Raw genomic sequence first — 22,947 nt, 5'->3', positions numbered from 1 at the left:
GGGACAGACCAAGAACTGCGCAGCAGTTTTGCTCTGTCCTCAACTGATCAGGTCTTGCGGGACAGACCAAGAACTGCGCAGCAGGTTTTGCTCTGTCCTCAACTGCCTAGAACACTCCGCCGTCACCGCGCCTGCACCCCGTCCGGCTCAGTCCGAGCATCCACCTTCAGCTGCAGGAACACCAGGTCCAGCCAGACGCCGAACTTGGTGCCGACCTCGCTCATCAGTCCGACCTGCTCGAAGCCGAGCTTCTTGTGCAGTTCGATCGAGCCCGTGTTGCCGGCCTCGATGGCGGCCACCAGCACATGCTTGCCGATGCCGCGCGCGCGCTCGATCAGGGCCACCATGAGCGCCTTGCCGATGCCCGCGCCGCGGCAGTCCTGGCGCACGTAGACCGAATGCTCCACCGTGTGGCGGTAGCCGTCGAAGGCGCGCCAGTCGCCGAACGAGGCGTAGCCGGCAACGGCGCCTTCGGCATCGATCGCCACCAGCACCGGGTAGCCGACGCGCTGCCGGTCGGCCAGCCAGGCCGCGCGATTGGCGGCGTCGACGGTCTTCTCGTTCCAGATGGCGGTGGTGTTGCGCACCGCGTCGTTGTAGATGGCGACGATGCCGTCGATATGGGTGGTGTCTGCGTCAAGGACCTGCATGGGGCCTCCGGGGGGAAGATCCGGCGATTTTCAGCCCGAGTCGGGCTTGCTCTGGTCTATTCTTGGTTCTTGGCGTGAAGCAAGCGACATGCCCACCGAAGGAGTCCTCGATGCCCGATGAAGATCCGACCGCCGCGAGCCCCGGGTCCGCCGACACGGCCCCGGCGGCGATCCTGCGCCAGGCCCTCGCATGGAAGGACGCCGCGGCCGATGTGGCCCTGGCGACGATCGTGCGCGCCTGGCCCACTGCGCCGATGCGCGCCGGCAGCCAGATGGCGGTGCGCGGCGACGGTGTCCGCTGCGGGTCGCTGTTCGGACCGCCGGTTGATGCGCGCGTCGCGCAGGCCGCGCTTGATGTCCTGGACCGGGGTGCGGACCCTAAGCTGGGCGTCGCCGTCGACGACGCGACCGCCTCGACCGCGGGGCTTGCCTGCGGCGGTGCCCTGGAGATCCGGCTCGAAGCGATCACGGAAGGCGACGCGGGCCACGCGGGCCCGTTGCGCGCGGCCCTGCGCGCCATCGAAGACCGGCAGGGCGTCGTGCTGTGCACGCGGCTCTCGGACGGCCTGCGCGCCTGCCTCCCCGCCAACGGCGCCGCCGCGCATGCGTGGGCGGCCGAGGCCCGCGACCGGGCCCGCGCCGACGACACCGGTATCGCGAGCGTGGACGGCGACGAGGTGCTGTTCCAGGTCTTCAATGCCCCGCTGCGGCTCTTCGTGGTCGGGGCCGTGCGCGCGGCCCGGGCGCTGCTCGATGCGGCGAAGCTGGTCGGATTCGGCGTGACCCTCATCGACCCGCGGCCCGGCCACATGCAGGCGATGCCGTTTCCCGGCGCGCGGCAGGTCGTCGACGATGCCGCCCGCGCGTTGCGCGACGCGCACCTGGACGAGCGCTGCGCCGTGGTGTTTCTTTCGCACGCGCCCGAGATCGACGACCCCGGGCTGGCCGAGGCGATCGGCAGCCGGGCCTTCTATGTCGGTGCGCTCGGCAGCCGAAGGACACATGCGGCGCGCCTCGCCCGGCTCGCCGAGCGCGGCCACCCGCCCGAACTCACCGCCAGGATCCATGGGCCCGCCGGCCTGCGCATCGGTGCCGTCGGGCCGGCGGAGATCGCTGCCTCGATCGTGGCGGAAATCGTCGCCGTGCTGCGGCGGGGCGATGCCGGGCTGGCATGATCCGACCCGACACCATGAGCAACCCGCGCTTCGCCTCGACTCTCATTCGCCTGCTTTCGACAGCCGCCTGCCTGCTGGCGCTGGGCTGCGCGAGCCCGCCGCCTCCGGTGTCCGGGGTCGGTCCCGCGGCGCTCTCGGCCGAACAGTCGAACGATGTCGCGATCCATGCGCTGGGGCTGGTCGGCACGCCCTACCGCTACGGCGGCAACACGCCGGACGGTGGCTTCGATTGCAGCGGTCTGATCGGCTATGTGTACCGAAAAAGCGTGGGCCAGGCGACGCCGCGCACCGTGGCCCGGATGGCCGCCTTCGGCCGCCCGGTGCCGGTGTCCGAGATCCGCTCGGGCGACCTCGTGCTGTTCGGCGCCGCCACGCCGTCGCACGCGGGCATCTATGTCGGGGAAGGGCGCTTCGTGCATGCGCCGTCGACCGGCGGCGAGGTGCGCCTGGACCGCCTCGACGGCATCTACTGGTCGCGCCAGCCGACGCAGGTGCGGCGGCTTTAGGGAGCCGAGGTCTGTGCAGGCGCCGCCGGCTTGAGCCCGTAGCGCGACATCACTTCCATCAGCTTCGCCCGGTCGGGCGGACCGCCGGCATTGACCACGACGGCCACGTCGCGGAAGTACTGTGCGCCGATGTCCGGTGTCAGGACCACCAGCGCGCGCGCCGTCTGCGTCCCTTCGTTCTTGAAGCCGTGCACCGAGCCTCGCGGGGTCGACATCCATTCGCCCGGCTGGAGCTGGCGCGTGTCGGCGTCGACCGAGTAAGTGATCGAGCCTTCGACCACATAGAAGAACTCTTCGTTGTCACGGTGGCTGTGAGCCGGCGGGACGTTGGAGCCCGGCGGCACGGTGAGTTCGAACACGCCCAGCCCGCCGCTGGCCGAGCCGTCGACCAGGTAGCGGATCTCGAGTTGGCCTGCGCGGATCGGGTCGCTGGTCATGGAAGGTCTCCTGTGGTTTGGCGGAATCCTACCGGGAGGCGCCATCGCGTCAAGGCCGATCGCCACCGATCATCCGACTCGCGTGACCGCATCCCTTTCAGGCAGCAATGCGTCCAGCACGAACCGCGTCGGTCCGCTGGCGCCCCGGTCACTGACCGCGAGACCCAGCTGCCGCCACAGCGCCGGGCTGAGCGGGCGGACGGCGATGCGAGGGTCCCGCGCGGGCTCGTGCGATTCCGCCGGCAGCAGCGCGGCGCCGTAGCCCGCGGCGACCAATGTCCTGATCGCATCGTTGTAGTTGAGCTCGATGCGCGGCCGGCAATGGACGCCGGCCGCAGAAAACCATTCCGCGGTCAACCGGTAGAGGCGCGTGGAGGCGTCGTTCATGATCAATGGCCTCTGGCCCAGCCACTGCGGGGTCAGCCGCCTGGGTGCTTTCCAGGCTGCCGGCAGGCAGGCGACCACGGCCTCGCGCCGAAGGGGCGTGACATGGACACCCCGCACCGGCGCCTGCGGCAGCGCCACGACCGCCAGGTCCAGGCTGCCTGCGGCGAGCCGGGCCATGCTTTCGTTGGACGTCAGCACCTGCACGTTGACGTCGATGCCGGGATGGTGCCGGGCCAGGCGTTCGAGCGCAGGCGGCAGCAGGTGCGCAATGGCGCCCGTCGAGGCGCCCACGCGCACGCGCCCCGTCTGGCCGGCGAGCTGGCGCCGCACGTCCTCCACGGCGTCGTCGGCGTCCGCCAGCAGCCTGCGGGCACGCGCGATGAAGCGCTCTCCCAGGGCGGTCGCTTGCGCGGGCCCGCGCCCGCGAACGAGCAACTGGCCGCCCAGGCGCGACTCCAGTTCCGCGATCTGGACGGTGACGGTCGGTGCCGCCAGATGAAGGGCGCGCGCGGCATTGGCCAGCGACCCGAGGTCGGCAATGGCAACCAGGGTGCGCAGATGGTCGAGGCTCAGTTCCCGCATGCCGCTAATTTAACTTTTCTTAATCCGGGGTTGCATAAATTTAGCTGGAGCCATCGCGCTCTCATCCCTACGATCGAACGCCATGGACCCCCCCTCAACATATTCATCGACGGCGACCAGGGCACCACCGGCCTGGACCTGCAGAACCGGCTCCGCGGCACGGAATTCCGCATCCGCACCTTGCCGACGGGCCTGCGCAAAGACCCGGCTGCCCGCCGCGACGCCCTCAACGCGTGTGACATCGCCATCCTTTGCCTGCCCGATGCCGCGGCGCGCGACGCGGTGGCGATGATCGAGAACCCTTCGGTGCGTGTCATCGACGCCAGCTCGGCCCACCGCACCAGCCCGGGTTGGGTCTACGGCCTGCCGGAGCTCGATGCACGACAAGGCGAACGCATCGCCGCGGCATCGCGGGTCACCAATCCGGGCTGCTATCCGACCGCCGCGGTCGCGCTGCTGCGACCTTTGACGGATGCGGGCTTGCTGCCCGCCGACTGTCCGCTCGTCATCCATGCCATCTCGGGCTATTCGGGGCAGGGCAGGGCGGGGGCGGAAGCGCACGAGGCCGGGGCCGGGGCGCATTCGTTCAAGGTCTACGGCCTTGCACTGGAGCACAAGCACGTGCCGGAAATCGAGGCCTACGCCGGCCTGGCGCAGCGGCCTCTCTTCGTGCCGGCCTATGGCAGCTGGCGGCAGGGCATCGTGCTCACCATCGGATTGCACGCCCGATGGCTCTCGTCGGACGCGTCGGGCGCGCGCATCCACGAATGCCTTGCGGAACGCTACCGCGATGCGGCGCATGTGCGCGTGCTGCCGATGTCGACTGCCGAGCCGATCACCGAACTGGACCCGCAAGTCCACAACGGTTCGAACGACATGAGCCTGGCCGTTTCGTGCAATGAACGCACAGGGCAGATCGTCTTGAGCGCAGTGCTCGACAACCTGGGCAAGGGAGCCGCGGGTGCGGCCGTGCAGAACCTGCGTTTGATGGCCAGCGCCGATATCAGCTGATGAGCCGGTCGGCGCGCACCAGCAGCGACTGCGGCAGCTTGAGTCCGATCGCGTTGGCGGTCTTCTGGTTGAGCACCAGCTCGAAGGTCGTCGGCCGCTCGATCGGCAGGTCCGCGGGCCGGGCGCCCTTGGCGATCCGGTCGACATACGACGCCAGCCGCGCATAAGAGTCCACCAGCCGCGGGCCGTAGGTGCACAGCGCGCCGCTGTCCGCGAAGACCGGCCAGCCGGACATCACGGGCATCTTGCGCGCGATCGCGAAGTCGAGGATCTGCCGCCGGTTGGCCACCGCGAAGCTGTCGCTGAAGATCGACACCGCGTGCGGGCGAAGCGGCCATGGCATCCAGCGAGGACGCGAGCTCGCTGCGCGTCCGCGCCGGAAAGTACTCGGTACGCAGGCCGAGTTGCCTGGCCGCGCCGTCGGTGTAGTCGCGCTCGATGTGCGAGCCCGGATGTTCGGGGTTGGCCACGATGGCCACGTCGCGCAGCGACGGAACCATCTCGCGCAGGATTTCCAGCAACTTGCCGTTCATCTCGGCGGCCATCAGCGTGAGGCCGGTCATGTTCGACTCGGGGTGCGCGAGACTCTTCGCGAAACCGGCCGAGACCGGGTCACCGCTGAAGACGTAGGCCACCGGCACGGCCACCGGCAGGCCGCTCACGACGTTCACTGCCGGCCCGCCCTGCGCCAGCAGGATGTCGATGCCCAGGCCCTGGAGTTCCGCGACCTGTTCGGGGACGCGGTCGACCGAACCGTCGCCGTACCTGAACGCGATGGCAAGGTTCGGGCCTTCGACATGGCCCAGCCGGGCGAGCGAGGCGCGCAGCGCCGCGACCATCGGCGCCAGGCTGGCGGGCTCCTGGGCCGTGACCCATCCGAGGCGCAGCACCTTGTCGGCTGCGTATGCCCGCGAACTGTTCTGCGTCAACGCAAGGGCGAACGCGGTGCCCAGGACCAAGCGTCGTTTCATGGCGGGAGCGTGCACCATTGGTGGCGCCTGCGCAAGGCGCACCATCCACCTTGACGCGCCCCGGGTCGGCGCATACTGTGCCGTCGGTGAAGGACTCCCATGACGACGATCGTTTACCTGGGTGACGACAAGACGGTCTCGGTGGCCGATCCCGGCATGACGGTCCTCGACATCTCGATCGCCCACAAGATCCCGCATCTTCGGGAATGCGGCGGCAACGGGCGCTGCACGACCTGCCGGGTGCGCATTTGCGACGGCATCCAGAACGTCTCGCCGCGCACGCCGCGCGAAGCCGAGGTGGCCGAAGCGCGTCGATGGGACAGGTTCACGCGGCTGGCTTGCCAGGCGCGCGTGGGCGGCGACGTGACGCTCGAGCGGCTGGTCAGGCATTGCGCGGATGTGTCGCGCCTGCAGCTGGAGCAGGCTTCGATCGCGCCGCCCGAGGAGCGATCGCTGGCGATCCTGTTCTGCGATATCCGCGGGTTCACGTCCTTCGTGGACAGCAACCTGGCCTACGACGTGGTGCACATCCTCAATCGCTTCTTCACGGCGATCGGCGATGCGATCCTGGTCAACAACGGCCTCATCCACCAGTATGTCGGCGATCAGGTGGTCGGCCTGTTCGGGGTTGGCGCAGACCCCCTCGAAAAGAGCTGTCTCGACAGCCTGCGGGCCGGCTTGGGCATTCTCCAGACGCTGACTGATCTCAACGCCGCGCTGTCAGCCGAGTTCGGCGTGACCCTCGACATCGGCGTCGGAGCGCATTGCGGGCCGCTCGTCGTCGGGATGATGGGGCATCCGAGCCAGCTGCAGTTCACGGCCGTCGGGGACGCCATGAACGTCGCCAGCCGGATCGAAGACGCGAACAAGACGCTCGGGACCCGATTCCTGGTGTCGGAGATTCTGTTCGACCACGTCGCTCAGGTGCCCGTGCAAGCGCGGCGAACCCAGGCCGTGCTCAAAGGCAAGCGCGACACGTTCAAGCTGGTGGAAGTCATCGGCTTTGCCGCGCCGGACCCCGCGCTGCTGGTCCAGTCGACCATCGGCGTCCTGCTGCAACACCAGAAGCAATTCACGGCGCACCTCTATCGGCGCTTGTTCGAGCTGGACCCCGGGACGCAGCCCCTCTTTCGAGGCAACCTGGAGACCCAGGGCCAGATGCTCTCCCACATGCTCCAGTTCCTCGTCTACGCCATGAGCCGTCCCGAGACCATGAGGCTCGGCTTGCGGGACCTCGGACGGCGGCACGATGCCTACGGCGTCGCCGCCGGGCACTATCCGGCCTTCCGCCGGGCGTTTCTCGATTCGGCGCGGGAGGTGCTGGGCGAGAAGTACACGCCGCAAGTCGAAATGGCCTGGACGGACACGATCGACGTCATCGTCCAGGCGATGCTCGCTCGCCGCTGACTCGCCTGCGGTTCAACAGCAGCGGCACCAGCCCGATCGCGATGCCGCCCATGCCGACCGCGTTGGTCACCGCATCGAAGGTGGGGATGCTGTAGAGCGCAATGAAGAACAGGAACACGCCGCTGGCCGCCGGCCACCACACGTGGGTCACGGCCGCCCAGCCGGCCGAGGCCAGCGCACGGTAGTGCCAGGCGCAGGCCAGGCCCGTGAGGCCCAGGTAGAAGCAGATCTGGAAGCCGATCGCGGTGATCGAGTCCTGCAGGATCACGTTGATGGTGGGCAGGTACGAAGACACGAGCAGCAGCGCCAGCCCGGCGGCCCAGATGAAGAAGATCGCGACATGCGGCGTCTGCCAGCGCGGGTGCAGCCGCGCGTAGCGCTGGTGCAGCGCGCCGTCGCGGGCCTTGGCGAACAGCATGCGCGTGAACTGCAGCATCTGGGTCTCGACCGTGCCCACCGTGCTGAGCAGCACCGCGAGGATCGCCACGTAGCCCCAGGTCTTGCCGAACAGCTTCTCGGCGATCGCGAAGATGACGTTGGTGTTGTAGTGCTGGATCTCCTCGTCGCTCAGGCCCAGCAGGGTGATCGTGATGAACACGAGAAAGAACGCCATCAGGAACACCATGGCCCAGAAGGCCGCGCGGCCCGGCGTGCGGCCCGGGTCCCGGGTCTCCTCGCTGAGGTTCAGCGTCACGTCCCAGCCGTAGTAGAAGAAGATCGCCACCAGCGCGCCGTTGGCGAACAGCTTGGGCGAGAACTCAAGCGGCGAGAACCAGCGCCACGAGAAGGGGTGCGCCGGCGCCTTCGTGAAGACCGCGAACGCCGCCACGATGATCGCCAGCAGGATCACGGCCTCGATCAGCGTCAGCCCCACCTGCACGTAGCTGGTGAGCTTGATGCCCTTGACGACCACGGCGCTCACCGCGGTGAGCCACAGCGCGGCGATCAGCGTGACCCAGTGGACGTCGTTCATCAGCGCCGGCGCGAAGACCAGCAGGGTTGCGTTGGCGGCCGGGATCATCGCCGACACCATGAACACGCAGCACAGGACCAGCAGCGCCCAGCCGGCGAAGAAGCCCAGCGTGCGGCCGAACACCATGGCGACCCACGCATAGGAGGTGCCGGCGCTGGGCAGCGCCCGGTTCATCTGGATGAATGCGAACGCGATGCCGAACATGATGAGGCCGCAGACCAGCACGCTGGCCGGCGACAGCACGCCCGCGGTCGCGATGATCGTGGAAGTGGTGATCTCGATGCTGTAGGCCGGCGCCGTGCCGGCGACGCCCATGACGACCGCCTCGGTCATGCCGAGCGAATTGGCTTGAAGACCGGCGGACTCGCGCATGCCCTGGTTGTACGCCGGCTGCGAGGGCGCCGCAACAGGCTATCTCTCGGCCTCCACGTGATAGGTCTGGATCGGCTCCGCCTTGCCCTTGACCAGCGCCGGCGGCATGGGCCGCAGCCGGAACTGGTCGTCCAGCGCGCGCCGGATGTCCTCCGTGACCAGCAGGTCGACTTCGTACCTGGCGGTCAGTCCTTCGACCCGGGAGGCGACATTGATGGGGTCGCCGGTGACGCTGAACTTGGAGAGGCCGGCGGTGCCGATCACGCCCGCCACCACCTCCCCGCCGTGGATGCCGATGCCGAAGCGCAGTTCGGGCAGGCCCCGCTCCCGCAGGGTGGCGTTGTAGCGCGCCAGGGCCGCGCGCATGTCCAGCGCGGCCAGCACGGCGTCGCGGGCCTGCCAGGGGTTGGCTTCCAGGGCGCCGAACAGCGCCAGCAGCCCGTCGCCCACGAACTCGGTGACATGCCCGTGGTGGTGGCCGATGGCGATCGTCATGTGGCGGAAGTAGTCGTTCAGGATGCCCACCGTCACGGCCGGGTCGAGCCGGTCGCACAAGGCCGTGAAGCCGCGCAGGTCGGCGAACAGCATCGTCACCTGGCGCCGCTCGGGCGCCAGGACGTCGCTGGCCTCGGTGAGCCGCTCCACCACGTCGGCCGGCACGAAGCGCTCGAACTGGCGCTGCAGCTGCTCGAGCCGATCGTCGGCGGCGAGCAGCAGCTTCTCGAGCTGCTCGTTCTGCCGGCGGCCGTGCAGTACGAGCACGGCCAGGCCCGACAGGGCGATGGCGCCGAGCGCGACGAGGATCCAGTCCAGCGCCGTCACTCCAGCAGCATGGCCAGCCGCACGGTCGCGTTGGCCAGCGACGCCACGCCGATGGCTTCCAGCAGCGCGGCAGCGCCCAGTTCGGCGCCGAGGGCGCGCGTCTTTTGCTGGATCGACGAAGGCTCGTAGTAGACGGTGTCGCGCGCCCACGCCAGGAGGCCGGCTTCGCCCTGCGCCAGCCGGGGCGAGCGCAGCGTCGCCATGGCGCTGTCGATGTCCGCCTGGCCGAAGCCGTCTTCGAGCAGCAGGCGCGTCGCCGCGGCTTCGCAATGCGGGCAGCCCAGCGTGCGCGCGACCACGGCGAACATCAGCGCCTTGGCGCTGCGGCTCAGCAAGCCGGACTCGAACGAGCCATCGAGCGCCGCCTTCATGATGGTGCCTGCCTGCAGGCCGGCCAGCGGCGCGACCACCACGCCGAAGGGGCCGGCCGCCAGGGTGGCCCGGTCCAGGGCCGCCGTTTCAGGCCGGCCCGGGCCGAACTTTTTCATCAGCGGCATGGCGAGCGCGAGCAGCCAGCGAAACGGTCCGGCGGCCATGCGCTCGAACTTCTTCTCGGGTGGGCAGGCCAACAGCGTGCTGACCCGGTTGAAGAAGCAGCCGAACGAGATCGCAAAGGCGATCTCGCCGATCTGCGCCGGGGTATAGCCGAGTTCGAGCAGGGCAGCCCGCTCGGCCGCGGCCGGGCGCGGCCTCGACCGCGCCAGGCTGCGGCAGAAGGCGATGTAGGCGCGTTCCTTGGCGTCCAGCTCGGCCATCTGGACGTCGCGTTCGACCTGCTGGATGAACGACTCGGAATAGCCCAGCAGCTTCATGTAGGCACGGTTCGCGCCGTAGCAGTAGCGGCACGAATTCTCCTGGGCCGTCACCATGCTGCCCATCCGGTGCAGCCGCTCGGGCAGCGCGGCGGGCATGTAGTTCGTCGCCTGGTAGGCGGCCTCGCGCAGCCAGCGGCTGGCCGCCACCCGGCGGTCGACTTCGAGCACCGGGGCGCCGCGGCGCTTGAGTTCGGCTTCCCATGCCGCGTCCGGCGCCGCCGGCAGGACGGGGTCGCTCCACTGGATCTCGCTCAGCAACACGGCCATGCACCACTCCACAGGAAACCGGACACCATGGCCGATCGTCGACCGGCCGGCCTGGATGGTAGCCAATACGGGCCGCCTGCGCTCGCCTCGCCGGCACCCGCGGACGGCCGCCGCCTCACTGCGGCCTGCCGCCGCCGGCGCTGAGTTCGGCCCAGTCGAGTTCCTGCACCAGCACCCGGTAGGCATCGTCGCCGATCACGTCGTCGCGGCGCATCTCGAAGGCGCGCTGGCGCGCCACCGCGATGGCGCGGCGCCGCAGCGGCCCGCCGGGTACTTCGTCGATCGGCGCCTCGTCGGCATGGCCCGAGTTCAGCTCGACGATCGCGCCGTACTCCTTGCGCAGCAGCTTGCCGGCCAGGCTGTCGTCGTGCGCGATCGCATCGAGCAGCGCGCGATAGGCATGCGTGCGGCCGAGCCGGATCTCGCGCCCCACCGGGTCGTCGTCGCTGAGCCCCATGCGGCGGATCAGCGGCGCCATCGTGAGGCCCTGCAGCACCAGCGTGCCCAGCACCACCGCGAAGGCGCAGAGCAGGATCAGGTCGCGGTGCGGGAACGGCGTGCCGTCGGGCAGGGTCTCGGGAATCGCGAAGGCGGCGGCCAGCGTCACGATGCCGCGCATGCCCGCCCATGAAAGCACGATGCCGCTGCGGAAGGCGCCCCGCCCATGCCCGGCCTGCGCGGCGCCGGCGGCGCGATGCCGTCGCAAGCTCAGTGCCTTGTAGCTCATCACCCAGACGAAGCGCGCGGCGACCGTCGTGCCAAGCACCACCAGCGCCGTGAGCACGGCGTCGGTGCGCGCGCCGCCAGCCTCGAGCCGCTGCCAGATCGGCCGCAGCTGCATGCCGATCAGCACGAAGGCGAACGCATTCAGCACGAACACCACCGCCTCCCAGACCGCGAACACCGGTACGCGCTGGCGCGCCGGCAGCTGGGCACCGCCGCTGCGCGCGACCGTCATCGCGTAGGCGACCAGCGTGAGGATGCCCGAGAGCCCGATCGCCTCGGCCGCGATCCAGACACCGAAGGTCAAGGCGAACTGCATGATGAGCAGCACCGGCACCTCGCGCACGCCGCTCATCAGCCGGCGCAGCGCCCAGGCGCAGCCCACGCCCGCCGCCAGGCTGCCGAAGAGAGTCAGCAGGAACACCGGCGCGAAGCTCGCGAAACCCAGGTGGCCGGCCATCACGGCCATGATCGCGAGGCGGTAGACCAACAGTGCGCTGGCGTCGTTCAGCAGGCTCTCGCCCTCGATGATCTTGAGCAGCTTGTGCGGCAGCTTGACCTGCCGCATGACGGCGGTCGCTGCCGCCGCATCGGGCGGCGCGACGATCGCGCCCAGCGCGATCGCCACCGGCCAGGACATGCCGGGCACCAGCCAGCGCGCCACCAGCGCGACCGCGATCACCGTGGTGCCGACCGCGGCGATCACCAGCCCGGCGATCGGCCGCCAGTGGGTGCGCAGGTCGCGCAGCGAGGTGTCGTAGGCGGCATCGACCAGCACCGGCGCCACGAACAGCGTCAGCGCCAGGTGCGGGTCCAGGGTCCAGTTGGGACTGTCGGGCACGAAGGCGAGCAAGGTGCCGCCGAGCGCGAGGAAGGTCGGATACGGCGCACCCAGCCGGCGCGCGAGCGCAGCCAGCAGCGCGGCGCCGAGCAGCAGCACGATGATCCATTCGAAGGTGGCCATGGTCGGGGCCGAGTATCCCTCACAGCAGATACGGAACCAGCGCCGCCACCCGCCGGCTGTAGGCCACGTAGGCTTCACCGAACTGCTCGCGCATCCAGCGCTCTTCCATGCGCAGCTTTCGCCACAACGCCCACAGCACCAGCGCGATCGCGGCGACGCCACCGAGGTCCCCGCGTGCGAAGCCGGAGCCCAGGAACGCCAGCAGCAGGCCCGTGTAGATCGGATGCCGGACGAAGCGATAGGGGCCGCGGGTGACGAGTTCGTGGTCCTGCTTGAGCGTCACCGTGCCGCTCCAGTTCCGGCCCAGGTACGCGCGCGCCGCCACGCTGAACAGCAGGCCCGCCAGCGTGACCGCCGCGCCGGTCCAGAAGGACCATGCGGTGCGCGGCAGGATGCGCGCATCGAGCAGCGGGATCGGCGCATTCGGGCGCCACAGCAGGCCGATGGCCAGCGCCAGGGGGACGATGTGCAGCAGCCGGGAGCCCGGCGATTCGCGGCGCACCGTGGGCTTGACGTCGCGCGACATCGCCCACCAATAGAGCGCCCAGCTCAGCCACATCGCCGGAAACAGGTATCGATAGACGAGGAGCATGGGGAACGCCAGCTGGTAACTCTCCTGGCCTGATTCTGCCCCTTCGCGGCCGCTTTCCTTGCTCGCCGAGGCCGCGCGCGGTACGCTGGGACCCGCGGGCGGGTGTCCCTGCCCGGGAGGCAAGGTCATGGTCATGTATGAACGCATCCTCGTTGCCACCGACGGCTCCGAGCTCTCGCAGCTGGCGGTCCACAGCGCCATCGATCTGGCCCTTTTGATGCAGGCCGAGCTGGTCGCCATCAAGGTGGTGCGCCGCGACCCCACCGGCTACTTCGAAGGATCGGTGCTGCTCGACCAGGCGGATGCCGATCGCCTGGGCGAGCAGTTCAACTTCGAGGCGCAGCGCGTGGTCGACGCGGTGAAGGCCACGGCCGATGCCAGGGGCGTGAAGAACACGCGCGCGGTCGTGGTTCAGTCGGAGCTGGTCTCCGAGGCCATCATCGAGACCGCGAGCCTGCACCACTGCGACCTGATCGTGATGGCCTCGCACGGCCGGCGCGGCGTGCAGCGCCTGCTGATGGGCAGTGAAACCCTGCAGGTGCTGACGCACTCGCGCATACCGGTGCTGGTGCTGCGCTGAAGGCTCTCATGTCTTGCTCGCGGCCTTCCTGGCGAGCCACCACTTGGCGATTCGGTCCGCCGGCCCGCGCACCAGCAGGTAGGGCAGGAACGCCAGGAAGAACACGACCACGACCGCCTCGCCGAGGTAGAAGGTGCCGACGGTCTTGAACTGGTAGACGGCGTCCAGCGCGAAGCCCAGGGCGATGATGCGCGAGGTGGCCTTGAAGCCTTCGCGCAGGCGGGCGCCGCGCTGGGCCGGATCGCGCAGCAGCGCCCGGAAGTACGGTGTGCGGCCGGCGCGGGCATCCTTGACGCCGTCGAGGGTCGCGACCACGGCCGCCATGATCGGCTGGAAGATGAAGCGGAACGACTCGGGCCCGCTCGGACGCGAGAGCAGATCCGTCCAGACGCGGTGCAGCACCTCCTGCATTTCATTCATCATTGACTCCGTGGCTTGCCGGCTTCACCCGCGCTCGGGTCAAGGCGGTCGAGCATGCCGGCGCGGCAGGGGTGCGTCAACGCCATTGTTGCGGCGTAGGAATTCGCTGACAGCAGAGGCGTCGACGGTGCGCGCAAAGCGATGGTCAGGGGCCTTGGGCCCGCCTATCATGCGGGCGACCCATCCTCCGACCCAAGACGCATGGACACCTCGAACACGCCTCTCGCCCCGACGCCGGCCACCGGCGTCAAGCCGCCCGCGCCCGGCATGGCCTGGATACCGGGCGGCACCTTCCTCATGGGATCTGACCGTCACTATCCCGAAGAGGCACCCGCGCACAAGGTCGCGGTCCAGGGCTTCTGGATCGACACCCACGCCGTGACCAACGCCGACTTCAAGCGCTTCGTCGACGCCACCGGCCACGTGACGCTGGCCGAGAAGCCGGCGCGGGCGGAAGACTATCCCGGTGCCGACCCGGCGATGCTGGTGCCCTCGTCGGTGGTCTTCCGCAAGACCGCCGGGCCGGTCGACATGGGCAACGTCCACAACTGGTGGACCTACCAGCAAGGCGCCGACTGGCGCCATCCGCGCGGTCCCGGCAGCTCGCTGCAGGGGCTCTGGAAGCACCCGGTGGTGCATGTCGCCTTCGAGGACGCCGAGGCCTATGCGGCCTGGGCCGGCAAAGCCCTGCCGACCGAGGCCGAATGGGAATTCGCGTCCCGCGGCGGCCTCGACGGTGCGGAGTACACCTGGGGCGACGAGTTCACGCCGGGCGGCAAGCACATGGCCAACACCTGGCAGGGCCAGTTCCCCTGGCAGAACCTGCTGGTCGACGGCTACGAGGGCACGGCGCCGGTCGGTTCGTTCCCGCCCAACGGCTACGGCCTGTTCGACATGGCGGGCAACGTCTGGGAATGGACCACCGACTGGTACCAGGAGCACGGCAAGATCGAGCACGCCTGCTGCACGATGGACAACCCGCGCGGCGGCACGGCCGACGCGAGCCACGACCCGCGCTCGCCCGAGCCGCGCATCCCGCGCCGGGTCATGAAGGGCGGCTCGCACCTGTGCGCGCCGAACTACTGCCATCGCTACCGCCCGGCAGCCCGGATGGCGCAGCCGATCGACACCATGACTTCGCACCTCGGTTTCCGCTGCATCGTGCGCGAGGAGCGCGCCCTGTAGGAAGGGGCGTGGCTGCCGCGACAGCGGGGTCGTCGATCGCGTTCAATACAGCCGGCTTCCGGACCAGAGCAGCGACAGCGCCGCCGCCGCGATCGCGACCACCGCCGAGACCAGCGCCACGACGCCCGTGAGCTCGGTGTCGCGGGTTAGCACCTGGACGCGCGAGCCGAGCTTCTCGTAGACGCTGCGCAACGCCTCCGCGGTGCCGGCATGGAAGTACTCGCCGCCGGTCATGCGTGCCACCTCGCGCAGGGTCGGCTCGTCCAGCTTCATGTAGATCGCCAGGCCGTCGGGCGTGGCGGTGTCGCCGTCCACCGTACCGAGCCCGACCACATAGATCCGGACGCCGCGATCGGCGGCCATCTTCGCCGCTTCGAGGGTGTCGATGCCGGTGGTGCGGCGGCCGTCGCTCAGCAGGATGATCGCGGCGGAATCGAAGGAGCCCGGCGCCACCGGCGTGATCTGCCGGGGCGGCGGCTTGGCTTTCTCGTCCAGGCTGCGCCCGCGCGGCCGGCTGCCGAATGTCATCTCGCCGAGGTCGATGCCCTGCTCCGGAAACAGCTCCGCCAGGCACAGGACGATGGCATCGCCCACCGCGGTTCCCATCTGCATCTGGAAGCCGTCGATGCTCGTCACGAGGCTGGCGCGGTCCAGCGTCGCCCGCTGCGCCACCTGGCTGCTGCCGGCGAAGGTGATGAGGCCGACCTCGATGTCCTTGGGCAGTTCGCGCAGGAACAGCTTCGCCGATTCCTGCGCGGCGGCGAGCCGGGTCGGCAGGACGTCGCTCACGCGCATGCTGAGCGACACGTCCATGGCCAGCATGATCGACGACCGTGCCCAGGGCAGCGGCACGCGCGCCACCGGCCGTGCCGCCGCGAGCAGCAAACCCGCGCAGGCCAGCAGGAACATCGCCGGCGGCACGTGCCGCCGCCAGTTGCGGCCTGCCAGCGCGTTGCGGACCAGCGCCAGGCTGCTGTAGTGCAAGGCTCTCTTGCTGCGGCGGCGCAGCAGCCAGACGTAGGCCGCCGGCAGCAGCGCAAGCGCCGGCAGGAACCAGAGGCAATCGGGCCAGAGGAAGGACATCGGCGGCGCCTTGGAGTTGGGCGGTGCGGCACTATCGTGCCCGCGCGGACGCGGTTTCGCAAGAACCGCGCCGCGGCGCCCGTCCGTCGCCTCAGGCCGCCCGCGTCGCCCCGTCGGCCTTGAACATCGCCCGGATCCCGCGCACGGCCTGCCGGATGCGGGCTTCGTTCTCGATCAGCGCGAAGCGCACATGGTCGTCGCCGTGGTCGCCGAAGCCGATGCCGGGGGAGACGCAGACCTTGGCCCTCTCGAGCAGGCGCTTGGCGAATTCCAGCGAACCCAGTTCGCGGTACGCGGGCGGGATGCGGGCCCAGATGTACATCGAGGCCTTGGGGAGCTCGACCTCCCAGCCGGCTTCGGTCAGGCCCTTGTGGAGCACGTCGCGCCGGGCCTGGTACTTGGCGGCGATTTCGCCGACGCAGGTCTGGTCGCCCTCCAGCGCCGCGATCGCGGCCACCTGCAAGGGCGTGAACATGCCGTAGTCGTGATAGCTCTTGATGCGCGCCAGCGCGGCCACCAGATCGGGGTTGCCGACCATGAAGCCGACACGCCAGCCGGCCATGTTGTAGCTCTTGCTGAGGGTGAAGAACTCGACCGCGATGTCCTTGGCGCCGGGCACCTGCATGATCGACGGCGCCTTCCAGCCGTCGAACACGATGTCGGCGTAGGCGAGGTCGTGGACGATGAAGATGTCGTGCTTGCGGGCCAGCGCGATCACGCGCTCGAAGAAGTCGAGCTCCACGCACTGCGCGGTGGGATTCGACGGAAAGCCCAGCACCATCATCTTGGGCTTGGGGTAGCTGCCGCGGATGGTGCGTTCGAGTTCGGCGAAGAAGTCGACACCCGGCACCAGCGGCACCGAGCGGATGTCGGCACCCGCGATGACTGCGCCGTAGATGTGGATCGGATAGCTCGGGTCGGGCACCAGCACCGTGTCGCCGCGATCGAGGGTGGCGAGCATCAGGTGGGCCAGCCCTTCCTTGGAGCCGATCGTGACGATGGCTTCGGTGTCTGGATCGATCTCCACCTGGTAGCGCTGCTGGTACCAGTGCGAGATGGCGCGGCGCAGCCGCGGGATGCCCTTCGAGGCCGAGTAGCCATGCGTATCGGGGCGCTGGGCGACCTCGGTGAGCTTCGCCACGATGTGGGGCGGCGTGGCCCCGTCGGGGTTGCCCATGCTGAGGTCGATGATGTCTTCGCCGCGGCGGCGGGCGGCGAGCTTCAGCTCGGCCGTGATGTTGAAGACGTAGGGGGGCAGGCGGTCGATGCGCGCGAAGCGGCGCTTGCCGACAGAAGAGGACATGGTTGAATCTCACGTAAGCGCCCGGAACCGTCCGAGCGACGCAGGCCGCCATGTGGCGGCCCGATTCGATCATAGCCGCAGGTCAGCGGCGCCCTGAAACCAGCGGACCGCTCAGGCGCGCAGCGCCAGGTTGAGCTGGTCGACCACCTCGGCCCAGTCGGCATCCTCGCGGATCTCCTCGCGCAGGAACTGGGCCTGGGCGGGCGTCCAGAAGCTCGCGTCGGCCAAGGCCACCGCGTCGCTCAGCGGCCGGTGCTCGGCGATGAAGCGCTGGATCTCTGACTCCGTGCTGGGAAGCCCGAGCTGATCGAACAGGCTGTGGAAGGTGTGGTTGCTGAGGTCCATGGCGTGCGAGTCCGTGAGGTCGTTGCCCGAACCATAGCGCAAAGTGCGGCCCGCGTTGCGCGCGTTGTCAGGCGCCGCTGTGCTTGTCGGCACGGGCGAAGCGCTGGGCGACATAGCGCTCGGTCGCCGACTCGACTTCAGGCAGGTTTTCGTGCAGGCGCTTCAGCAGCCGGATCAGCGTCTCGTGCTCGGCCTCGCTCAGCACGGACAGGAAGACGCGCTCGCGTTCGAGCGCCACGCCGACGATCTGGTCGTGCAGGCGGCGTCCCTTCGGGGTCAGGGTCGCCATGCGCAAGCGGCCGTCCTTGGCATCGAGTTCGAGGGTGATCAGTTCGCGCTCTTGCATGCTCTTGAAGCAGCGGCTGACGGACGACTTGTCCATGCCGATGACCCGCGACACCTGCTGGGCCGAGATCGAGCCTTCGGTGGCCAGCAGCACCATGCAGCGCCAGGTCTCGATGCCGACATCGAACACGCGCAGGTAATGCTGGGAGGCACCGCGCGACAGCTTGTTGGCGATCCATGTCAGGAACGCCGGAACGTAGCGCTCGAGGTCCACGACCTCGCCGCCGGCGCCCATGTCCGGCGTGTCGGCTTCGGCCTGCGATGCCCGCGGGGGGCGTCGTGCCGTGGTGTTCGATGCTTTCGCCAAGCGCTTGCTGGCAGACATGGATGGCCCTCTTGGTTGTCTTGGATGTCGTTGCGATTGGAACATGCGGGTCGGCGCCGAGGCAGGGAAAACCCCATTTTAGTTGGCATATCAACTAATTGATACTCCAACTATCCAAGGGGCAGCCGATCCGACGCCCCGCTTGCACGCCCATCCCATCAGGAGACCCCACATGCCCTTGTCCCGCCGCGCGCTCGTCTGCGCCCTCGCTGCTTCGTCCTTTGCTCTCGCCGCGGCGCCAGCGCAGGCCCAGAGCGTCAAGATCGGCATCGTCGGCCCCTTCTCGGGGCCGTTCGCCCACTACGGCGCCTTGTTCAAGGCGGCCGCGGAGGCCTATGTGGCGGGGCAGGGCGGCAAGCTCGGCGGCAGGGAGGTCGAGCTGATCTACCGCGACACCGGCGGACCGAATCCGGCCCAGACCAAGAGCCTGGTCCAGGAGCTGATCGTCAAGGACAAGGTCGACTACCTCGGCGGCTTCGTCTTCACGCCCAACGCGCTGGCCGTGGCTCCCCTGATCCAGCAGTCGCAGACGCCGACGGTGATCTTCAACGCCGCCACGTCGTCCATCACCGAGAAGTCCGACTACTTCGTGCGCACCGGCTACACGCTGTGGCAGGTGACGGTGCCCCTGGCCCGGTGGGCGGCGAAGCAGAACATCGCCAGGGTCGTGACGGCGGTCACCGACTATGGCCCGGGGCTGGACGCCGAGGCCGCGTTCAAGAGCGAGTTCGCCAGGCAGGGCGGCACGGTGGTGGAGTCGATCCGGATGCCGATCGCGACCACCGACTTCAATCCCTTCGTCCAGCGCATCAAGGCCAGCGGGGCGCAGGCGGTCTACACCTTCCTGCCCGGCGGCCCGCCCAACCTGGGCTTCATCAAGGCCTACAACGAGAACGGACTGGCCAAGTCGGGCGTGCGCTTTCTCGGCACCGCGGAGACCGACGAGTTCGACCTGCAGAAATTCGGCGACAGCGCGGTGGGGCTGACCACCGCCTTCCACTACTCGGGCGCGCATGACTCGGCCGCCAACAAGGCTTTCGTGGCCGCCTTGAAGAAGCAGGATCCGGGCGCCGCCGCCAACTACGCCTCGGTCGGCGCCTGGGACGGCATGCACGTCATCCAGAAGATGATCGAGGCCACCGGCGGCCGGAAGGACGGTCCGAAGGCCATCGCCACCGCGCGCACGCTGCAGTGGGAGAGCCCGCGCGGACCCGTGCGCATCGACGGCAAGACCCGCCACATCACGCAGGACGTGTACCTGCGCCAGGTCGAGAAGGTCGGCGGGGTGCTGGTCAACAAGGAAGTCGAGAGCTTCGGTCCGCAGGTCGACCACGGCCTGGCCCAGTGAGCCCGCTGCCCTGACATGACCGTCCTCTTCAACATCGCCGTCGACGGACTGGCCTACGGCATGGTGCTGTTCGTCATCGCCGTCGGGCTGTCGCTCACGCTCGGCCTGATGCGCTTCGTCAACCTGAGCCATTGCGCCTTCGCCATGGTCGGCGGCTACTGCGCCGCATTCCTGGTGCGCCAGGCGCAATGGAACTTCTGGCTCGCGGTGCCGGCGGCCGTCATCGCCACCGCGGCGCTGGGCGCCGTGCTCGAGCTGCTGGTGCTCAGGCACCTGTACCGGCGCAAGGAGCTCGACCAGGTGCTCTTCACCATCGGACTGAGCTTCTTCCTGATCGCGGCCACCAACGCGCTGGCGGGTCCGCAGGTGCAACTGATCCCGCTGCCGCCCGGGCTGGCCGGCTCGGTCGACCTGGGCTTTCGCACCCTGCCGGCGCAGCGCCTGCTGGTGATCGGCGCCGGACTGGCGGTCGCGGGCGCGGCGGCATGGACCGTCGCGCGCACCCGCTTCGGCATCTGGCTGCGGGCCGCGGTCGATCACAGCGGCACGGCCTCCAGCCTCGGCATCCCGATCCGCGTCGTGCAGTGCGCGAGCTTCGCCGCCGGCGCCGCGCTCGCGGGCTTCGGCGGCATCCTCGGTGCCGAGCTGATGCCGCTGGAGCCGTACTACGCGCTCAAGTACCTCGTGCTGGTGCTGGTGGTGGTGGCCGTGGGCGGCATGGGCAGCATCGCAGGGTCGCTCGCGGCGGCGGTCGTGCTCGGCCTGATCGAGACCGCCAGCAAGTACCTCGCCTCCGACTGGGGCAGCCTTTTCTTCTTCCTGGCCATGGCGGCGCTGCTGGCCTGGCGTCCCGACGGATTGCTCAAGCGATGAACACCTCCACCACGCTGCAGGGGCCGGCCGAGGCCCCATCCGAAGCACGGCACGCCGCCGCGCCGCGCTGCCGGCCGGCCTGGCGCGCCCCCCTGATCGTGCTGGCGCTCGGCGCGCTGGCCTGTGCACTGCTGCCGGAGCAACTGGGGCTGATGACCCGCATCTTCGTCGCCGCCCTGTTCGTGCTGTCGCTCGACCTGGTGGTCGGCGTGGCCGGACTCGCGACCCTGGGGCATGCGGCCGTCTTCGGCACCGGCGCCTACGCGGCCGGGATCTTCGCGCTCAAGGTGATGCCCGACCCGTTGGCGGGTCTGGCCATCGGCATCGGCGCCGGCGGCCTGCTGGCGCTCGCCAGCGGCGCCTTCCTGCTGCGCTACCGGGGCTTCACGTTCCTGATGCTGACGGTGGCCGTGGCGCAGATCGTCCTGAGCCTGGCACAGAAGGCGCGCGACTGGACCGGTGGCGACGACGGGCTGTCCGGCTTCACGGTCGGGCCGCTGCTGGGCCGCTTCGCGTTCGACCTGGAGGGCCGCGTCGCCGCCTTCTATGCGCTGGCCGTGCTGGTGCTCCTGTACTACGTGGCGCGCCGCCTGGTGGACTCGCCCTTCGGCCTGGCCGTGCGCGGCATCCACGAGAACCGGGCCCGCATGGCGGCGCTGGGGACGCCGGTCTACCGGCGGCTGCTCGCCATGTACACCGCCGCGGGTGCGATCGCCGGTGCGGCCGGCGCGTTGTCGGCGCAGACCAACGCCATCGTGGGTCTCGACAGCCTGTCCTTCGCGCTGTCGGCCGAAGCCCTGGTGATGCTGATCCTCGGCGGCGCCGGGCGGCTGAGTGGCGCACTCGTCGGTGCGGTCGTGTTCACCCTGCTGCACCACACGGCGGCCTCGATCAATCCGTACCACTGGCTGTTCGTGGTGGGCTTCATGCTGATGGCGGTGGTGCTGGTTTCGCCGGCGAAGGCCTGGGGCTGGCTGCGTCGCCGCGCGGGAGCTGCATCATGAGCCTGCTGCTGGACATCCGCGATCTGGACAAGCGCTTCGGCGGCCTGCACGTCACGCGCGGCGTGTCGTTCCAGCTCCACGCCGGCGACCGGCTGGCCCTGATCGGCCCGAACGGCGCCGGCAAGACGACGCTGGTCAACCAGGTCAGCGGCGTACTGCGGTCCGATGCGGGCGAGATCTGGCTGCGCGGCGAGAACGTCACCCGCCTGGGGCAGGCCCAGCGCGTTCGACTCGGCCTCGCGCGCACCTTCCAGATCACGACGCTGGCGCCGCAGCTCCCGGTGCAGCGGCAGATCGAGATGGCGCTGTTCGAGCGCGAGGGCCTGGGCGGCCGTGCCTGGCGCAGCGTGGACGCCTATCCGGCGCTGAACGCCGAGGCGCAGGCGCTGCTGCAGCGCTTCGGCCTGCGCGCCCATGCCGCCACGCCGACCGAGGACCTGGCCTACGGCGAGCAGCGGCTGGTCGAGATGGCACTGGCGCTCGCGCTGCGTCCGAAGGTGCTGCTGCTCGACGAACCGATGGCCGGGGTGCCCAGGGGCGATGGCGCGCGGCTGCTCGCGGCGCTCGATTCGCTGCCCCGCGACCTGGCCGTGCTGATCATCGAGCACGACATGGACCTGGTGTTCCGCTTCGCCAGCCGCATCGTGGTGCTGGCCGAGGGGGCCGTGCTGGCCGACGGCAGCCCCGACGACATCCGGCGCGACCCGAAGGTGCGGGCCGCCTACTTGGGGACTCCCGCATGACCGATCCGATGCTGAAACTGGAAAGCCTGAAGGCAGGCTACGGCCCGACGACGGTGCTCGACGGCCTGTCGCTGGCCGTGGCGCCGGGCGAGCGGGTGGCGATGGTCGGACGCAACGGGGTGGGCAAGACCACGACCTTGCGCGCCATCATGGGCCTGGTGCCGCTGGCCGGCGGCCGCATCGAGTTCCTGGGCGAAGACATCTCGCGGCTGAGCCCTCACCAGCGCGCCCGGCGCGGCTTGGGCTACGTGCCCCAGACGCGCGACATCTTTCCGTCGCTCACGGTCGAGGAGAACCTGCTGGCCGGGCTCAAGCACCGCCCGCGCAGCGCGGTCGACGAGGCCTATGCGCTGTTCCCCCGGCTGGCCGAGCGGCGGCGCAACGGCGGCACGCAGCTGTCCGGCGGCGAGCAGCAGATGCTGTCGGTGGCTCGCGCGCTGCTGGGCCGACCCCGGCTGATTCTGCTCGACGAGCCGCTCGAAGGGCTGGCGCCGCTCATCCGCCAGGAGTTGCTGAACGCCTTCCAGGCGATGAGCCGCGAGACCGGCATCGCCGTCGTCATCGTCGAGCAGCAGGTCGACGAGGCCCTCAGGTACGCCCGGCGGGCGCTCGTCCTCGACCACGGCACGGTCGTCCACGAGAGCGATGCGCAGGTCCTGCTGCGCGACACCGAGACGCTCGACCGGTGGGTCGGCATGGCCGTGCATTGAGCAGCGTCGACTCCCATCCCAACCCATCC

The 22,947-nt window shown here is 69.6% G+C and carries 25 protein-coding genes and 1 pseudogene; 11 read left to right on the top strand and 15 right to left on the bottom strand.

Annotation, left to right across the window (positions count from 1 at the left end):
* Positions 1-122: 122 nt before the first annotated feature.
* Positions 123-650, bottom strand: a complete 528-nt coding sequence (locus QTI17_RS23575) for a GNAT family N-acetyltransferase (RefSeq protein ID WP_286536036.1) — start codon at positions 648-650, stop codon at positions 123-125.
* Between the two features lie 110 nt (positions 651-760).
* Between QTI17_RS23575 and QTI17_RS23570 the strand changes: the two genes are divergently transcribed.
* Positions 761-1,825: an XdhC family protein gene (locus QTI17_RS23570; RefSeq protein ID WP_286536033.1), complete on the top strand. Its 1,065-nt coding sequence runs from the start codon at positions 761-763 to the stop codon at positions 1,823-1,825.
* Between the two features lie 14 nt (positions 1,826-1,839).
* On the top strand, positions 1,840-2,331 hold the full coding sequence (locus QTI17_RS23565; RefSeq protein ID WP_286536032.1) for a C40 family peptidase: 492 nt from the start codon (positions 1,840-1,842) through the stop codon (positions 2,329-2,331).
* Here the strand turns inward: QTI17_RS23565 and QTI17_RS23560 are convergent.
* Positions 2,328-2,768, bottom strand: coding sequence for a cupin domain-containing protein (locus tag QTI17_RS23560; protein WP_286536030.1), 441 nt, complete (start codon positions 2,766-2,768; stop codon positions 2,328-2,330). The two genes, QTI17_RS23565 and QTI17_RS23560, sit on opposite strands and share 4 nt — an antisense overlap.
* 69 nt (positions 2,769-2,837) lie before the next feature.
* Entirely contained in the window at positions 2,838-3,737 is a 900-nt protein-coding gene (locus QTI17_RS23555; RefSeq protein ID WP_286536029.1) for a LysR family transcriptional regulator, read from the bottom strand.
* On the opposite strand from QTI17_RS23555, the gene argC reads away from it, so the two are divergent.
* Positions 3,714-4,748: an N-acetyl-gamma-glutamyl-phosphate reductase gene (gene argC / locus QTI17_RS23550; protein WP_286536028.1), complete on the top strand. Its 1,035-nt coding sequence runs from the start codon at positions 3,714-3,716 to the stop codon at positions 4,746-4,748. The genes QTI17_RS23555 and argC overlap by 24 nt on opposite strands.
* Here argC and QTI17_RS23545 read toward each other — a convergent pair.
* Together QTI17_RS23545 and QTI17_RS35080 are read right to left on the bottom strand one after the other, a co-directional pair.
* Positions 4,741-5,064: an ABC transporter substrate binding protein gene (locus tag QTI17_RS23545; RefSeq protein ID WP_286536027.1), complete on the bottom strand. Its 324-nt coding sequence runs from the start codon at positions 5,062-5,064 to the stop codon at positions 4,741-4,743. The two genes, argC and QTI17_RS23545, sit on opposite strands and share 8 nt — an antisense overlap.
* 76 nt (positions 5,065-5,140) lie before the next feature.
* Positions 5,141-5,587 (bottom strand): annotated as a pseudogene (locus QTI17_RS35080) (ABC transporter substrate binding protein); the annotation flags it as partial.
* A gap of 231 nt (positions 5,588-5,818) precedes the next feature.
* On the opposite strand from QTI17_RS35080, the gene QTI17_RS23535 reads away from it, so the two are divergent.
* The gene (locus QTI17_RS23535) at positions 5,819-7,126 is read left to right on the top strand and encodes an adenylate/guanylate cyclase domain-containing protein (RefSeq protein WP_286536025.1); all 1,308 of its coding nucleotides are present in this window, start codon (positions 5,819-5,821) and stop codon (positions 7,124-7,126) included.
* Here the strand turns inward: QTI17_RS23535 and QTI17_RS23530 are convergent.
* The 5 genes from QTI17_RS23530 to QTI17_RS23510 all read right to left on the bottom strand — a co-directional run bounded on the left by QTI17_RS23530 (position 7,095) and on the right by QTI17_RS23510 (position 12,654).
* Positions 7,095-8,471, bottom strand: coding sequence for an APC family permease (locus QTI17_RS23530; RefSeq protein WP_286536023.1), 1,377 nt, complete (start codon positions 8,469-8,471; stop codon positions 7,095-7,097). The genes QTI17_RS23535 and QTI17_RS23530 overlap by 32 nt on opposite strands.
* Positions 8,472-8,510: 39 nt before the next feature.
* Entirely contained in the window at positions 8,511-9,293 is a 783-nt protein-coding gene (locus tag QTI17_RS23525) for an adenylate/guanylate cyclase domain-containing protein (RefSeq protein ID WP_286536022.1), read from the bottom strand.
* Entirely contained in the window at positions 9,290-10,375 is a 1,086-nt protein-coding gene (locus tag QTI17_RS23520; protein ID WP_286536021.1) for a carboxymuconolactone decarboxylase family protein, read from the bottom strand. The genes QTI17_RS23525 and QTI17_RS23520 overlap by 4 nt, the downstream gene beginning before the upstream one ends.
* 115 nt (positions 10,376-10,490) lie before the next feature.
* Positions 10,491-12,062: a Na+/H+ antiporter gene (locus QTI17_RS23515; RefSeq protein WP_286536020.1), complete on the bottom strand. Its 1,572-nt coding sequence runs from the start codon at positions 12,060-12,062 to the stop codon at positions 10,491-10,493.
* Between the two features lie 19 nt (positions 12,063-12,081).
* Complete coding sequence (locus tag QTI17_RS23510; RefSeq protein WP_286536018.1) at positions 12,082-12,654, bottom strand: methyltransferase family protein; 573 nt, start codon at positions 12,652-12,654, stop codon at positions 12,082-12,084.
* Between the two features lie 133 nt (positions 12,655-12,787).
* Between QTI17_RS23510 and QTI17_RS23505 the strand changes: the two genes are divergently transcribed.
* Positions 12,788-13,234, top strand: coding sequence for a universal stress protein (locus QTI17_RS23505; protein WP_286536119.1), 447 nt, complete (start codon positions 12,788-12,790; stop codon positions 13,232-13,234).
* A gap of 6 nt (positions 13,235-13,240) precedes the next feature.
* Here QTI17_RS23505 and QTI17_RS23500 read toward each other — a convergent pair whose 3' ends face one another.
* Entirely contained in the window at positions 13,241-13,654 is a 414-nt protein-coding gene (locus QTI17_RS23500) for a hypothetical protein (RefSeq protein ID WP_286536017.1), read from the bottom strand.
* A gap of 201 nt (positions 13,655-13,855) precedes the next feature.
* Here QTI17_RS23500 and QTI17_RS23495 point away from each other — a divergent pair, with 201 nt between their 5' ends.
* Positions 13,856-14,839, top strand: coding sequence for a formylglycine-generating enzyme family protein (locus QTI17_RS23495; protein ID WP_286536016.1), 984 nt, complete (start codon positions 13,856-13,858; stop codon positions 14,837-14,839).
* Positions 14,840-14,881: 42 nt separating this feature from the next.
* Here QTI17_RS23495 and QTI17_RS23490 read toward each other — a convergent pair whose 3' ends face one another.
* From QTI17_RS23490 to QTI17_RS23475, 4 genes are all read right to left on the bottom strand, one after another.
* A complete protein-coding gene (locus QTI17_RS23490) occupies positions 14,882-15,922 on the bottom strand; it encodes a VWA domain-containing protein (RefSeq protein ID WP_286536014.1) in 1,041 nt (346 codons plus the stop codon).
* 91 nt (positions 15,923-16,013) lie between these two features.
* Positions 16,014-17,225: an alanine transaminase gene (gene alaC, locus QTI17_RS23485; protein ID WP_286536012.1), complete on the bottom strand. Its 1,212-nt coding sequence runs from the start codon at positions 17,223-17,225 to the stop codon at positions 16,014-16,016.
* A 111-nt stretch (positions 17,226-17,336) separates the two neighbouring features.
* Positions 17,337-17,570, bottom strand: a complete 234-nt coding sequence (locus QTI17_RS23480) for a DUF2789 domain-containing protein (RefSeq protein ID WP_286536010.1) — start codon at positions 17,568-17,570, stop codon at positions 17,337-17,339.
* Positions 17,571-17,637: 67 nt separating this feature from the next.
* Positions 17,638-18,240, bottom strand: coding sequence for a MarR family winged helix-turn-helix transcriptional regulator (locus tag QTI17_RS23475; RefSeq protein WP_286536009.1), 603 nt, complete (start codon positions 18,238-18,240; stop codon positions 17,638-17,640).
* Between the two features lie 172 nt (positions 18,241-18,412).
* Between QTI17_RS23475 and QTI17_RS23470 the strand changes: the two genes are divergently transcribed.
* From QTI17_RS23470 to QTI17_RS23450, 5 genes are read left to right on the top strand one after another with little or no spacing between them, the layout of a single operon-like run.
* Positions 18,413-19,588 (top strand): ABC transporter substrate-binding protein, encoded by a 1,176-nt coding sequence (locus QTI17_RS23470; protein ID WP_286536008.1) that lies wholly within the window; start codon positions 18,413-18,415, stop codon positions 19,586-19,588.
* Positions 19,589-19,603: 15 nt separating this feature from the next.
* Positions 19,604-20,461: a branched-chain amino acid ABC transporter permease gene (locus QTI17_RS23465; RefSeq protein ID WP_286536006.1), complete on the top strand. Its 858-nt coding sequence runs from the start codon at positions 19,604-19,606 to the stop codon at positions 20,459-20,461.
* Complete coding sequence (locus QTI17_RS23460; RefSeq protein ID WP_286536005.1) at positions 20,458-21,465, top strand: branched-chain amino acid ABC transporter permease; 1,008 nt, start codon at positions 20,458-20,460, stop codon at positions 21,463-21,465. The genes QTI17_RS23465 and QTI17_RS23460 overlap by 4 nt, the downstream gene beginning before the upstream one ends.
* Positions 21,462-22,208 carry an ABC transporter ATP-binding protein gene (locus QTI17_RS23455; protein WP_286536004.1) on the top strand — a complete coding sequence of 249 codons (747 nt, stop codon included), beginning with the start codon at positions 21,462-21,464 and terminating at the stop codon, positions 22,206-22,208. The genes QTI17_RS23460 and QTI17_RS23455 overlap by 4 nt, the downstream gene beginning before the upstream one ends.
* Positions 22,209-22,216: 8 nt before the next feature.
* Positions 22,217-22,918: an ABC transporter ATP-binding protein gene (locus QTI17_RS23450; protein ID WP_286536003.1), complete on the top strand. Its 702-nt coding sequence runs from the start codon at positions 22,217-22,219 to the stop codon at positions 22,916-22,918.
* The last annotated feature ends 29 nt before the right edge of the window (positions 22,919-22,947 follow it).

Origin of the sequence: Variovorax sp. J31P179, from assembly GCF_030316985.1 — a bacterium.
Classification (GTDB): domain Bacteria; phylum Pseudomonadota; class Gammaproteobacteria; order Burkholderiales; family Burkholderiaceae_C; genus Variovorax; species Variovorax ginsengisoli_B.
Note: the sequence above shows the minus strand (reverse complement) of the source record. Positions and strands in the feature narration are given on the sequence as shown.

Bases quoted from the DNA above. Each gene is read 5' to 3' on its own strand.
- QTI17_RS23515 (WP_286536020.1), bottom strand. From the start codon at position 12,062: ATGGCCACCTTCGAATGGATCATCGTGCTGCTGCTCGGCGCCGCGCTG.
- QTI17_RS23520 (WP_286536021.1), bottom strand. From the start codon at position 10,375: ATGGCCGTGTTGCTGAGCGAGATCCAGTGGAGCGACCCCGTCCTGCCG.
- QTI17_RS23555 (WP_286536029.1), bottom strand. From the start codon at position 3,737: ATGCGGGAACTGAGCCTCGACCATCTGCGCACCCTGGTTGCCATTGCC.
- QTI17_RS23460 (WP_286536005.1), top strand. From the start codon at position 20,458: ATGAACACCTCCACCACGCTGCAGGGGCCGGCCGAGGCCCCATCCGAA.
- QTI17_RS23470 (WP_286536008.1), top strand. From the start codon at position 18,413: ATGCCCTTGTCCCGCCGCGCGCTCGTCTGCGCCCTCGCTGCTTCGTCC.
- QTI17_RS23480 (WP_286536010.1), bottom strand. From the start codon at position 17,570: ATGGACCTCAGCAACCACACCTTCCACAGCCTGTTCGATCAGCTCGGG.
- QTI17_RS23560 (WP_286536030.1), bottom strand. From the start codon at position 2,768: ATGACCAGCGACCCGATCCGCGCAGGCCAACTCGAGATCCGCTACCTG.
- alaC (WP_286536012.1), bottom strand. From the start codon at position 17,225: ATGTCCTCTTCTGTCGGCAAGCGCCGCTTCGCGCGCATCGACCGCCTG.
- QTI17_RS23570 (WP_286536033.1), top strand. From the start codon at position 761: ATGCCCGATGAAGATCCGACCGCCGCGAGCCCCGGGTCCGCCGACACG.
- QTI17_RS23475 (WP_286536009.1), bottom strand. From the start codon at position 18,240: ATGTCTGCCAGCAAGCGCTTGGCGAAAGCATCGAACACCACGGCACGA.
- QTI17_RS23575 (WP_286536036.1), bottom strand. From the start codon at position 650: ATGCAGGTCCTTGACGCAGACACCACCCATATCGACGGCATCGTCGCC.
- argC (WP_286536028.1), top strand. From the start codon at position 3,714: ATGGTCGAGGCTCAGTTCCCGCATGCCGCTAATTTAACTTTTCTTAAT.
- QTI17_RS23455 (WP_286536004.1), top strand. From the start codon at position 21,462: ATGAGCCTGCTGCTGGACATCCGCGATCTGGACAAGCGCTTCGGCGGC.
- QTI17_RS23530 (WP_286536023.1), bottom strand. From the start codon at position 8,471: ATGCGCGAGTCCGCCGGTCTTCAAGCCAATTCGCTCGGCATGACCGAG.
- QTI17_RS23450 (WP_286536003.1), top strand. From the start codon at position 22,217: ATGCTGAAACTGGAAAGCCTGAAGGCAGGCTACGGCCCGACGACGGTG.
- QTI17_RS23535 (WP_286536025.1), top strand. From the start codon at position 5,819: ATGACGACGATCGTTTACCTGGGTGACGACAAGACGGTCTCGGTGGCC.
- QTI17_RS23495 (WP_286536016.1), top strand. From the start codon at position 13,856: ATGGACACCTCGAACACGCCTCTCGCCCCGACGCCGGCCACCGGCGTC.
- QTI17_RS23565 (WP_286536032.1), top strand. From the start codon at position 1,840: ATGAGCAACCCGCGCTTCGCCTCGACTCTCATTCGCCTGCTTTCGACA.
- QTI17_RS23510 (WP_286536018.1), bottom strand. From the start codon at position 12,654: ATGCTCCTCGTCTATCGATACCTGTTTCCGGCGATGTGGCTGAGCTGG.
- QTI17_RS23465 (WP_286536006.1), top strand. From the start codon at position 19,604: ATGACCGTCCTCTTCAACATCGCCGTCGACGGACTGGCCTACGGCATG.
- QTI17_RS23500 (WP_286536017.1), bottom strand. From the start codon at position 13,654: ATGAATGAAATGCAGGAGGTGCTGCACCGCGTCTGGACGGATCTGCTC.
- QTI17_RS23490 (WP_286536014.1), bottom strand. From the start codon at position 15,922: ATGTCCTTCCTCTGGCCCGATTGCCTCTGGTTCCTGCCGGCGCTTGCG.
- QTI17_RS23505 (WP_286536119.1), top strand. From the start codon at position 12,788: ATGTATGAACGCATCCTCGTTGCCACCGACGGCTCCGAGCTCTCGCAG.